Annotated in this window: 9 protein-coding genes; 3 read left to right on the top strand and 6 right to left on the bottom strand. The window is 71.9% G+C overall.

Annotated features, from left to right (window positions below):
• Positions 1-138: 138 nt before the first annotated feature.
• Positions 139-1590: a glycosyltransferase family 2 protein gene (locus tag BG452_RS35435; RefSeq protein WP_188308442.1), complete on the top strand. Its 1452-nt coding sequence runs from the start codon at positions 139-141 to the stop codon at positions 1588-1590.
• A gap of 16 nt (positions 1591-1606) precedes the next feature.
• Positions 1607-2800 carry a glycoside hydrolase family 113 gene (locus BG452_RS35430; protein WP_188308441.1) on the top strand — a complete coding sequence of 398 codons (1194 nt, stop codon included), beginning with the start codon at positions 1607-1609 and terminating at the stop codon, positions 2798-2800.
• 36 nt (positions 2801-2836) lie between these two features.
• Here BG452_RS35430 and BG452_RS35425 read toward each other — a convergent pair whose 3' ends face one another.
• Positions 2837-4951, bottom strand: coding sequence for an acyltransferase family protein (locus tag BG452_RS35425; RefSeq protein ID WP_188308440.1), 2115 nt, complete (start codon positions 4949-4951; stop codon positions 2837-2839).
• A 192-nt stretch (positions 4952-5143) separates the two neighbouring features.
• A complete protein-coding gene (locus BG452_RS35420) occupies positions 5144-5638 on the bottom strand; it encodes a GNAT family N-acetyltransferase (RefSeq protein WP_188308439.1) in 495 nt (164 codons plus the stop codon).
• 400 nt (positions 5639-6038) lie between these two features.
• Here BG452_RS35420 and BG452_RS35415 point away from each other — a divergent pair, with 400 nt between their 5' ends.
• Positions 6039-6995 (top strand): helix-turn-helix domain-containing protein, encoded by a 957-nt coding sequence (locus BG452_RS35415; RefSeq protein ID WP_188308438.1) that lies wholly within the window; start codon positions 6039-6041, stop codon positions 6993-6995.
• 146 nt (positions 6996-7141) lie between these two features.
• Here the strand turns inward: BG452_RS35415 and BG452_RS35410 are convergent, their stop codons facing one another.
• The 4 genes from BG452_RS35410 to BG452_RS35395 all read right to left on the bottom strand — a co-directional run bounded on the left by BG452_RS35410 (position 7142) and on the right by BG452_RS35395 (position 11189).
• The gene (locus tag BG452_RS35410; protein ID WP_223243192.1) at positions 7142-7999 is read right to left on the bottom strand and encodes a histidine phosphatase family protein; all 858 of its coding nucleotides are present in this window, start codon (positions 7997-7999) and stop codon (positions 7142-7144) included.
• A 155-nt stretch (positions 8000-8154) separates the two neighbouring features.
• Complete coding sequence (gene mctP, locus BG452_RS35405) at positions 8155-9765, bottom strand: monocarboxylate uptake permease MctP (RefSeq protein WP_188308437.1); 1611 nt, start codon at positions 9763-9765, stop codon at positions 8155-8157.
• Positions 9762-10025: a DUF3311 domain-containing protein gene (locus BG452_RS35400; RefSeq protein ID WP_188308436.1), complete on the bottom strand. Its 264-nt coding sequence runs from the start codon at positions 10023-10025 to the stop codon at positions 9762-9764. Before BG452_RS35400 ends, mctP begins: the two co-directional genes overlap by 4 nt.
• 372 nt (positions 10026-10397) lie before the next feature.
• Positions 10398-11189 carry a GntR family transcriptional regulator gene (locus tag BG452_RS35395; protein WP_223243191.1) on the bottom strand — a complete coding sequence of 264 codons (792 nt, stop codon included), beginning with the start codon at positions 11187-11189 and terminating at the stop codon, positions 10398-10400.
• Positions 11190-11401: the final 212 nt, after the last annotated feature.

Below are 11401 nucleotides of genomic sequence, written 5' to 3'. Positions count from 1 at the left end.
CCGGTGGCCCCCGGCCCGGTCGTGCCGCCGCCCGCCGACGCCCCGCCGGCGAACCGGCCGCCGCAGGCCTGACCGCCCACCGACCACCCGTGCCCCGCCCGGGGCCGGACCGAGACCAGACGAGGAACGAGTCCCGCCATGACAGCGACAGCCCCCGCGCGGACGGTGCTCACCACCTCCCGCGAGGCCGCCCGGCTCGCCGAGCGACAGATGTCGTGGAAGCCCCGGGTGCTGCCGTTCTACATCGCCTTCGCGATCATCTTCACCTTCTCGATCTGGGCGTACGTGCCCAACCCGACCCCGCTCGGCTGGGCGATCACCATCCTGTGGGGCATGCCGGTGTTCGGTGTGCTGATCGGCTTCCAGGGGGTGCTGATGGTCCGCCGACGGCTGCGCCAGGTGGGCCGGATGACCCCGCCGGCGCCGGTCGAGGACGACTTCCTGATCGTGCTGGTGCCGACCATCGGCCGGCATGACACCTACCCGGCGCTGGAGCGCTCGGTGCTCTCGTACGTCGAGCACCTGCCGTCGTACTTCCCCTGGATGCGGGTGGACATCCTCACCGAGGAGGGCTGCGCCGCCGCCGAGAAGATCGACGAGCTGGCCGAACGCCACCCGCTGATCAGGGTGGTGACCGTGCCGAAGGCGTACCAGACGGCCAACGGCACCAAGTTCAAGGCCCGCGCCAACCACTACTCGCACGAGCTGCGGATCGAGGAGGGCGAGGCGCAGGACGACGTCTGGGTGCTGCACATGGACGACGACACCGGCGTCGGGCCGGACACCGCCGCCGCCGTCGCCCAGTTCGTCAACCGGCAGCGCCGGGCCGGGGACGACGCCAAGCACATGGCGCAGGGCATCCTGACGTACCCGCGGGAGAACGCCGTCTCCACCTTCACCTGGCTCGCCGACGCGATCCGCCCGGCCGACGACATCGCCCGCTTCCGCGCGATGACCGGCACCGGCACCCCGATCGCCGGCGTCCACGGCGAACTGCTGATCGTGCGCTCCTCGGTGGAGGCCACCATCGGCTGGGACTTCGGGCCGAAGACCATCGTCGAGGACGCCCAGATGGCGCTGAACTTCTGTCAGCGCTACCCGGGCCGCAGCGACTGGTTCAACGGCCGCTGCTACGGCGCCTCGCCGGCCGGTGTCAAGGACTTCCTCAAGCAGCGCGAGCGCTGGGCCTGGGGCCTGGTCGCGCTCTGCTTCAACAAGACCATCCCGCTGCGGTACCGGCTGTTCATCGGGATGGGCATGGTCAGCTGGGTGCTCGGCCCGCTGCAGCACGTCGGCCTGGTGCTGATGGTCGCCTGGTTCACCGGCACGTGGAACACCTCACCGGTCACCCAGTCCGTGGTGCTGCTGTGGGCGATCAACTTCGCCTACGTGATCTGGACCTACTGGGAGGGGCTGCGGCTGAACGTGGTCGCCTCGGCCAACCACCGGCGCAAGTGGTGGGAGCCGATCGTCGTGGTGGCCTGCATCCCGGTGTTCTCCTTCCTGGAGGGCTGGGGCGGGCTGCGGGGGCTGATCAAGTTCCTCAAGCGCGAGGAGAACAAGTTCGTCGTCATCGCCAAGCCGGCCTGATCGGAAGTCACGACCGTTGAAGCGCCCAGCCATCTTCATCCTGCCGACCGTCGTCGTCGCCATAGCCGTCGCCGTCCCCGTGGTGTGGGGCGACCACCCGATCCGGTTCGACCACCAGCGCCCCACCACCGTCCACTTCGCCGCCCCCACCGAGCAGGGCCGGGTCTGGGGCTTCGGCAAGGACGCGCCGCCGGTCGCGGACACCGGCCCCAAGGTGGCCCGCCCGTGGACCAAGGGAAGCCCCGAGTGGGGCGTGCAGGTGTACTGGCTGGACGACCCGGCGGACCCGGACAACTTCGTCCAGGGCAAGGCCGACCGCATCGTCAAGTACGTGGTCGGCCTGAACGCCAACTCCCTGTCGGTGACCTTCCCTTACTACACGACGGGTTCCAAGTCGAACGCCGTCGCCGCCCGGCCGACCTCGCCCACCCCGGAGCGGCTCGCCATGCTGCTGGACGCCGCGCACCGGGCCGGACTGCGCACCACCGTGCGTCCGATCATGGACGAGGAGGTGTTCGACTACCTCAACACCCTCAAGTGGCGCGGCAACATCGCCCCGACCGACCGGGACGCCTGGTTCGCCAGCTACGCCGCCTTCCTGGAGCCGTACCTGAAGACCGCCCAGGACCACAGCGCGGCCGAGTTCACCATCGGTACGGAGTTCAACTCGCTGGAGGGCGACCCGCACTGGCCGGGGCTGATCGAGCAGGCGCGCAAGACCTTCCACGGCGAGCTGGCGTACGACGCGAACTTCGACAACTGGTCCCAGGCGCCGGTCGCGGTGCCGGCCGACGTCACGGGTGTGGACGCCTACCCGCCGGCCAAGAACGCCGCCGACGACGCCTCGATCGCCGAGCTGGAGGCCAGTTGGAACGCCTGGCTCGACAAGCGCGGCAAGGGCGCGCAGCCCACCACCAAGCTCACCGAGGTGGGCATCCCGGCGCAGAAGGGCGCGTACAAGACGCCCGGTGAGTACTACAAGAAGACCGAGGTGAACGAGGCCGTCCAGGCCAGCTGGTTCACCGCGGTCTGCCAGGTGGCGCAGCAGCGCAAGCTGAGCGGGGTGTACTTCTGGTCGCTGTACTTCGGCATCGACCCGACCCTGCCGATCACCCCGGACACCCCGCGGATGGACTACGCGGGGCGCGCGGGCTCCGAGAAGGCGATCCGCGACTGCTTCGCGCAGACCTACGAACTCCCGCCCGCGTAAGCCCTGTCCGGCCGCCGGTCACTGCCGGGCCGGGCCCTAGCCGGCCGTCGCCCTGCTGGTCGGGCTGTGGGCCGGCCTGGTGGTGCTCGGGTGGGCTCCGGGCTTGCTGGCAGTCGGCGTCGGAGTCGGGGTCGGTGTGGGGGTCGGCGTGGGCGTCGGGGCCGGAGTGGCGGTGGGGGACGCCGTCGGCGCCGGGGCGGCCGGGGGGTCCGGCTGCACCCCGGCCAGCGCGTCCGCGATCTGCTTCTCCAGCCACGGCGTCACGAACCGCATGCCGGCCGGCGTGAGGTGCACCCCGTCGTTGGCGGGGGTGACCCAGTGGCCGTCCTTGTCCTTCCACACGCAGGTGTCGTACGGGCAGTAGAAGCCGTCCAGGTCGACCAGCCGGACGGTGCCGCCGGCGGACTTCACGTAGTCGGAGATCTGCTGGTCGTAGCAGGTGCCCCAGGCCTTGCTGATGGCGCCGTTCTCGACGCGCTCGTTCATCAGCAGCACCTGGGCGCCGGGCGCCCGCCGGTGGATCTGGTCCACGGCCTGGGCGAGCTGGGTGCGGTACCGGGTGCGGTAGTCGTCGTCGCAGGGGTTGAGCCAGGTGCCGTCCAGGTGCTGCTCGGCGGCGTCCCAGCCGAGGTGGACCAGGACGGCCTTCGGGGCGGCGGAGGCGAGCTGCCGGTCCCACGCGGCGGCCCGGTCCCGGCAGTCCGTCTCGGTGTCGAACTCCACCTGGGAGGTGGTGCGCACCTTGTCCGGGTCGAACACCCCGCAGCCGCTGATGCCGCCGTCGACCACCCGGTAGCGGTCGCCGTGCCGGTAGAGGCCGGTGGCGAGGTCCTGGGCGAAGGAGTCGCCGAGTACCAGGACCATCGGCTTGCCGTCCGGACCGGACCGCATGTCGTGGGTGACCCAGGCGGGCAGGTACCAGGCTCCGGCGGTGGCCACCGCGGTGGTGACGGCCAGCAGCGGGACGGCCGGGAAGGCCCGCCAGCGCAGCACCCGCAGCTTCTCGGTGGCGGTGTGCAGCAGCCAGGCCAGCACCCAGGAGACCGGTCCCCCGATCAGCAGCAGCTTCTGCGGCGAGATGTCGTCGACGTAGTGCTGCAGCAGCCAGTACACCGGCAGGTGGAGCAGGTAGAGGCTGTACGAGATGGTGCCGGTGAGCCGCAGCGGGGGCAGTGACAGCAGCCACACCAGGGGGCCGCGGTCGTGGCAGAGCGAGGCGGTCAGTACGGCGGCGAGCGCCGCGACCACGGCCAGTCCGCCCTGGTAGAGCCAGGGGTCGTGGTAGGTGCCGACGGACAGGCTGGCCCAGACCAGGCCGCCGAGGGCCGCGGTGCCGACCAGGGTGGGCAGCGCGACGCCACCGCGCCGGGTCGAACGGGAGCCGTCGGTGGTGGCGCGGGCCTTGCCGCGCAGCCACAGGTAGACCCCGAAGGCGGCGGTGGCGCCGGCTGCGAAGCCGACGGCGCGGGTCTCGGTGCCGAGGTAGAGGCGGTCGCTGTTGCCGCCGTTCCACATCAGCGGGGCGACCGCCGCGGCGGCCGCGAACAGGACGGCGGTGGCGATGCCGGTCGCGCGCAGCGAGCGGCGGCACAGGCCGAAGACCACGAGCAGCAGCACCGGCCAGACCGCGTAGAACTGCTCGGTGATGCTGAGCGACCACATGGCGGCCAGCGGGTCGATCGACGCGAAGTGCTGCCAGTAGGCGTCGCCGCGCGACAGCTGGGCCCAGTTGGCGACCTGGGCGAGCGCGGCGAGTGCCTGCGGGCGCAGGTCCTTGACGTCCCGTAGCGGGCTGACCAGGGCGGACAGTCCGACGACCAGGATGATGGTGGCGAGCAGGCCGGGCAGCAGCCGCTTGGCGCGGCGGCGGTAGAAGACGCCGAGCCGGATGCCGTCGGTGCGATCCAGCTCGCGGATCAGCACCAGGCTGACCAGGAAGCCTGAGAGCACGAAGAAGACGTCCACACCGAACAGGCCGTTCTGGAACCAGTCGGTGTGGTAGAGCAGCACGGAGGCGATGGCGAGGCCGCGCAGCCCGTCGACCGCTGTGAAGCGGACCGAGGGCGGCAGGGGGCCGCGCGGCGCGGGGACCGGCGCGGGGATCGCGTAGCGGCTGGTGGTCGGGGCCGCTGTGCCCCGTGCTTCGCGCATGTCCTGAAGCGTGGGGCCGCTTCCGGGCACGCCGAGGCTGGGCCCGTCGTCCATGTGGTGCGTCCCCCCGGTCGATCGACTGTCGCGACGTGTCAAAGACATGTCTTGATCTGTGGTTTATATCAAAAGACGCCTGTTGATCGTCTGCCGGTCACCGGGGACGGGGATGACCGGCGAGCCGGCGCCGGGGTGTCAGAACGCCATGGTGTAGACCATCAGGTCCATCCCCGGGTAGGGCGCCCAGTCGCGTTCCGGGGTGCGGCGGAAGCCGACCCGCTCGTAGACGCGGTGGGCGGCGGTCATCTCGGGGCGGGTGGAGAACGCCATGCCGGCCAGGCCGAGTTCGCGGGTGCGGGCGACGGAGGCGCGGACCAGGGCCTCGCCGACGCCGCGGCCGCGGGAGGCGGCAGCGGTGGCGAGCATCCGGATCTCGCCCTCCCGCGGGGTCGCGATGTCGGCCCACTCGGTGCCGCCGACGGCGAAGGTCACGCAGCCGAGGACCTGTTCGCCCGCCGGGTCGACCGCGACCAGGAGTTCGGCCTCCCGGGAGCGGCGCTCGGCGTCGCGCAGCAGCTCGACGTAGCTGCTCGTGGGCCGGGTGTAGCCGTCGCCGACGAAGGCGTCGACGGTGATCCGGCCGGCGTCTTCGAGGTCGCGGGGGAGGGCGTGGCGGATGAGGTAGTCCATCGGGCCAGTGTGCCGGAGCCGTGCTGGGTGGTGATCTGGGGGGTCGAGCGGACCGGGAGGGTGGCCGGGTCGGCGGACGGGCGCAGCGAGGCGGCCGGCAGGGTGCCGTACAGCCGGTCGGCGCGGTGCGGGTCGGCGGGGTAGCCGCCGGGGCGGTGGTAGTTGTCGCGGCCGGCGGCGGGACCGCGGGAGAGTTCGCGGCCGATGAGGGTGCCGAGCAGGCCGAAGCCGCCGACGACGCCGGTCAGGGCGAGCGCGCTTGCGAGGGTGCCGGGTTCCATGGCCACCACTGTGGCCGGGGGGTGCCGGTGGCCACGAGTGGCAGGAACGCCGCGTTGCCTCGAAATCCTGCCAGCCGGGCCCTTCCCGGCGCCCGGCCCGCCGGGGCATCCTGGTCGGCATGCTGAAGAACGTGGTCACGGTGGTGCTGGAGGAGGTCCATCCGTTCGAACTGGGGGTGGCCTGCGAGGTCTTCGGCCTGGACCGCACCGCCGACGGCCTGCCCGGGTACGACTTCGCGCTGGCCGGGGCCCGCTCCGGACCGCACGCGACCCACTCCGGCTTCACGGTGGACGTCCCGTACGGCCCGGAGCGCCTCGCCGGGGCGGACCTGGCGGTGGTCACCGCCTCCGGGATCCGCGAGCAGTACCCGGAGCCGCTGCTGGAGGCGCTGCGCGGGGTGGTGGCGGACGGCGGCCGGGTGCTGTCCATCTGCAGCGGTGCCTTCGTGCTGGGCGCGGCCGGACTGCTGGACGGCCGCCGGTCCGCCACCCACTGGCGGCACAGCGAAGAGCTGGCCGGGCGCTTCCCGGGGACGGTGGTGGAGCCGGACGTGCTGTACGTGGACGACGACCCGGTGATCACCTCGGCCGGTACGGCGGCCGGCATCGACGCCTGTCTGCACCTGGTGCGCAAGCTGCAGGGGGCGGAGGTGGCCCGGGGGATCGCCCGCCGGATGGTGGTGGCGCCGCACCGGGAGGGCGGGCAGGCGCAGTTCGTGAACCGTCCGCTGCCGGAGGGCGGCGGCGACTCGCTGGCCCCGCTGCTGGACTGGATGCGCCACCACCCGGACCAGGAGGCGACCGTCGAGCAGCTGGCCGCCCGGGCGCACATGTCGCCGCGCACCTTCGCCCGGCGCTTCCAGCAGGAGACCGGCACCACCCCGCACCGCTGGCTGGTGGGGCAGCGGGTGCTGCTGGCCCAGCGGCTGCTGGAGTCCACCACCGAACCGGTGGACGCGATCGCCGCCCGCTGCGGCTTCGGCAACGCGGCGGCGCTGCGGCACCACTTCGGCCGTCGGCTGGGCACCACGCCGCTGGCCTACCGGCGCTGCTTCGCCGACCCGGCGGCGAGCTGACGCAGCGGTGAGCCGACGCAGCGGCGAGCTGACGCAGCGGTGAGCCGACGCAGCGGCGAGCTGATGCAGTGGCAAGCCGACGCGGTCGCGAGCCGACCCGGCCGACCCGGCCGGCCCGTCCGTGGGGACGGCCGGCGAACGTCCCGTCAGTCCGCCGTCCCGCCCAGGTGCCCGACGCCGTTCCAGCCGTCCGGCCGCAGCCGCCCGTCCTGGGCCCGCCACAGGCTGGTGGAACAGTTGTGCACCGGCCCGAGCGCGGTGAGCTGCTGTTCGCTGAGCCGGTCCAGCGCGTAGCGCAGCATCAGCACCGTGCAGTCGTGGGCGACCAGCAGGGCGGGCCGTCCGGCGTCCTCCTCGCACACGTCCCGCAGCAGGCTGCGCACCCGCAGGGCGACGTCGGCCCAGGACTCGCCGCCGGGCGGGCGGTAGTACAGCTCGCCCATCTTGCGCCGCCGGGCCGCCTCCTCCGGGTGCTTGGCCTCGATGGCGGCCTTGGGGAGCATCTCCAGGACGCCGAGTTCGCGGTCGCGCAGCCGCTCGTCGTACCGGACGGCGAGGGTGACGGGCACGGCGCCGAGCCCGGCGGCCTGGGCGTGCGCGATCCGGGCGGTCTCGGCGGTGCGCACGTACGGCGAGCACCAGACGCTGCGCGGGCGGTCGGCGCCGGGCAGGGCGGCCCACCAGCGGCCGAGCGCCCGGGCCTGCTGCTGGCCGCGCAGCGACAGCGGGATGTCGGCGTCGCGGCAGCTGATCGGGACGCTGAGCGAGCCGGCGGCCTCGGCCAGCTGGAACTCGACGTTGGCGGTGGACTCGCCGTGCCGGGTGGCGATCAGCACGGACGGCAGTCGGGTGGCCGACGCCGGGCGGTGGGCGGGGACGTGGTGGTGCGCGCCCTGGCCGGGCTGGTGCGGGCTCTGGGCGGACTGGTGCGCGCCCTGGCCGGGCTGGTGCGGGCTCTGGGTGGACTGGTGTTGGCCGTTGAGGGTGGTGCCGAGTTCTGCCATGGCCGCGAGCTCCCCGTGGGTCGATCAGGTTCCGGCCGGATGCCGGTCCGGTCTGGTGGTGCCCGGCGTGCACGCCTGTTCATACATATGATCGCGCCGCCTTCTCCAGTGTTCACGGAGAAGGCGGCACGATCACAGGGCGCGCGCAGTGCCAATCAGTGCGCCGCTACGGGCTCCGGCGCGTTCTCCCGCTCGTCGTCACCGGCCTCGGCGCTGTAGTCGGAGGGCTTGGTCTCGTCCGGGAGGTCGGGGGCCTTGACCGCCCGCAGCACCAGGGTGAGCGCCACCGCGATGATCAGGTTGAGCGCGAAGGCGGTCAGGCCGATGTAGCCGATCTCGCCGATGCCGGGGATCTCGGCCGCGTTCCCGCCGAAGTGCTTGGTGGCCGGGCTGGCCAGCCCGTACGCCTTCCAGGTGCCGTAGCCCATGCCGGCCGCCCAGCCGGCGAACAGCGCCCAGTGGTGGAACCAGCGGGTGAACAGGCCGCCGACGATCGCCACGAAGGTCTGCAGGATCCACAGGCCGCCCAGCAGTTGGAGGTTGATCGCGGCCTGCTTGTCCATGCCGAGCACGAAGACCAGCGCGCCGACCTTCACCAGCAGCGAGACCAGCTTGGCGACCCGGGTCTCGTCGGCGGGGGTGGCGGCGGGCTTGAGCCACTCCTTGTAGACGTTGCGGGTGAACAGGTTGGCCGCCGCGATGGACATGATGGCGGCCGGCACCAGGGCGCCGATCCCGATCGCGGCGAAGGCCACACCGGTGAACCAGTCCGGGAACATGTTCGCGAACAGCTGCGGCACCGACAGCTGGGAGTTGTAGCCCTTGACGCCGCTGCCGACGCCCGCCGCGATCGCCATGAAGCCGAGCAGCGCCAGCAGCCCGAGCATCAGCGAGTAGGCGGGCATGATCGCCATGTTGCGGCGCACGGTGTTGCGGGACTTGGAGGCCAGCACGCCGGTCACCGAGTGCGGGTACATGAACAGCGCCATCGCCGAGCCCAGGCCGAGCGTGGCGTACGTCCACTGCTTGTTCTCCGGGAGGGTCAGCCCGCCCGCCTTGGCCTGCTTGAAGTGGTCCGCGGCTGCGTCGAAGATGTGCCCGTAGCCGCCGAGCCGGATCGGGATGTAGATCACCGCGACGATGATCACGATGTAGACCAGGGCGTCCTTGACGAAGGCGATCAGCGCCGGGGCGCGCAGGCCGGAGGAGTAGGTGTAGGCGGCCAGCACGCCGAAGGCGAGGAACAGCGGCAGGTCCTTGACGAACCAGTTGGCGTTCTCCCCGCCGCCGACGCCGAGTACGTCCAGCACCGCCTGGATGCCGACCAGTTGCAGGGCGATGTACGGCATGGTGGCCAGGATCCCGGTCAGCGCGACGACCAGGGACAGCGGCCGGGAGCCGTACCGGCCGCGGATGAAGTCCGCCGGGGTCACGTAGCCGTGCACCCGGGAGACCGACCAGAGCCGGGGCAGGAACAGGAAGACCAGCGGGTAGGCGACGATCGTGTACGGCACCGCGAAGAAGCCCGCCGCGCCGGTCGCGTACACCGCCGCCGGGACGGCCACGAAGGTGTACGCGGTGTAGAGGTCGCCGCCGAGCAGGAACCAGGTCACCCAGGTCCCGAAGCTGCGCCCGCCCAGGCCCCACTCGTCCAGGTGGGCCGAGCTGTCCGCGCGCCGCCAGCGGGAGGCGAGGAAGCCCATCACGGTGACCAGCAGAAAGAACAGCACGAAGACCGCGAGGGCCGGCACGTTGACGTCCTTCATCGCGCACCGCCGTTCCGGGCCGCCTTGCGGGCCTTCTCGTCCCGGTTGATCAACAGGTAGGCGGCGACCGTGAAGACGGCCGACGCCGGCACCCAGAGCAGCTGGTACCAGTAGAAGAAGGGGACCCCGGCCACCGCCGGGTCGCTCTTGTCGTACGAGGAGACCCAGAGCATCGCGACGATCGGCACGAGCAGGGCGAGTCCGGCCAGCACCCGCTCGGGAGTCACGGCCGGGACGGGACTCCCGGCTGGCTCGGGCATGACAGCTTCGCTGGGGGATTGATCAGACGACATCGTGGGCTCCGCTCCGGAGGGTTCCGCCCGTCGGCGCCGCTGCTCCGGAGGTACCGCGCACCCCCGTGAGCCCGCCGGGCAGCACCATCGGTGATCGGCAGTCAGTACGGCTGCGCAATCTAGGGCATGGAGTGATCCATGTCACCGGAATTGACGTAACTTCCCGCGATCCGGACACGAAGGGGACGCCTGAGGACACCGGGACCCACCGGGACCCACCAGGACGCCCGGGGAAGCCCAGGAACGCGAACGAGAACGCGAACGGGCACCGGCGCGCAGGTCGTGCGCGCTGGTGCCCGTGGTGAGCAGGGGGCGCCCGGTCGCTCCGGGCGCTCCCGGTTACTCCGGACGCTTCAGCCGGGTGATGAACTTGTAGCGGTCGCCGCGGTAGATGGAGCGCACCCACTCCACCGGGTCGCCGTCCGCGTCGAAGGAGTGCCGGGAGAGCTGCAGCATCGGCAGCCCGAGGTCGGAGCCGAGCAGCCCGGCCTCGCGCGGGTCGGCGAGGGTGGTCTCGATGGTCTCCTCGGCCTCGGCCACGGTGACTCCGTAGACCTCGCGCAGCGCCGCGTACAGCGAGTTGTGCTTGGCGAGGTTGCGCCGCAGAGCGGGGAAGCGCTTGGCGGAGAGGTGGGCGACCTCGATGGCCATCGGGTCGCCGTTGGCCAGCCGCAGCCGCTCGATCCGCAGGACCCGGCCGCCGGGCTTGATGTCCAGCAGCGGGGCGAGCCGGTCGTCGGCGGTGATGTAGCCGATCTCGATCAGCCGGGAGGTGGGCTCCAGGCCCTGGGCGCGCATGTCCTCCGTGTAGGAGGTGAGCTGCAGGGCCTGGGCGACCTTGGGCTTGGCCACGAAGGTGCCCTTGCCCTGGATGCGCTCCAACCGGCCCTCGACGACCAGTTCCTGCAGGGCCTGGCGGACGGTGGTGCGCGAGGTGTCGAACTGGGCGGCCAGCGCGCGCTCGGGCGGGACCGGGGTGCCCGCGGGCTGGGTCTCGGTGAGCTGGAGGAGGTGGCGCTTGAGGCCGTAGTACTTGGGGACGCGCGCGGTCGGGTCGGCGCCGGCCTGCGTCGGGAGGTTCTTCACCTCGGGGTCGTCGGCCTGGGCGGTGGATCCCCCGTCGCTGCTCATCGGACCTGTTCTCCCGCTTCTCGCGAGGCCTTTTACCGCCCCACCACATCGTTAACGGACCACATCGTTGCATGTATGGCTACGGAACGAATACCTCATCACGCGATGAACGATGTGCGGTGTCGGCTTGATAACGGGTGGTCGAGATCGGTCGAACAGCCGTTGACAGGCCCATTGGTCTAGGCCAAGCTCCAGGCATCTGGTCTACACCA

Origin of the sequence: Streptomyces sp. CBMA123, assembly GCF_014596465.1 — a bacterium.
Taxonomy (GTDB): Bacteria; Actinomycetota; Actinomycetes; order Streptomycetales; family Streptomycetaceae; genus Kitasatospora.
This window is presented reverse-complemented; position numbering and strand designations above follow the sequence as displayed.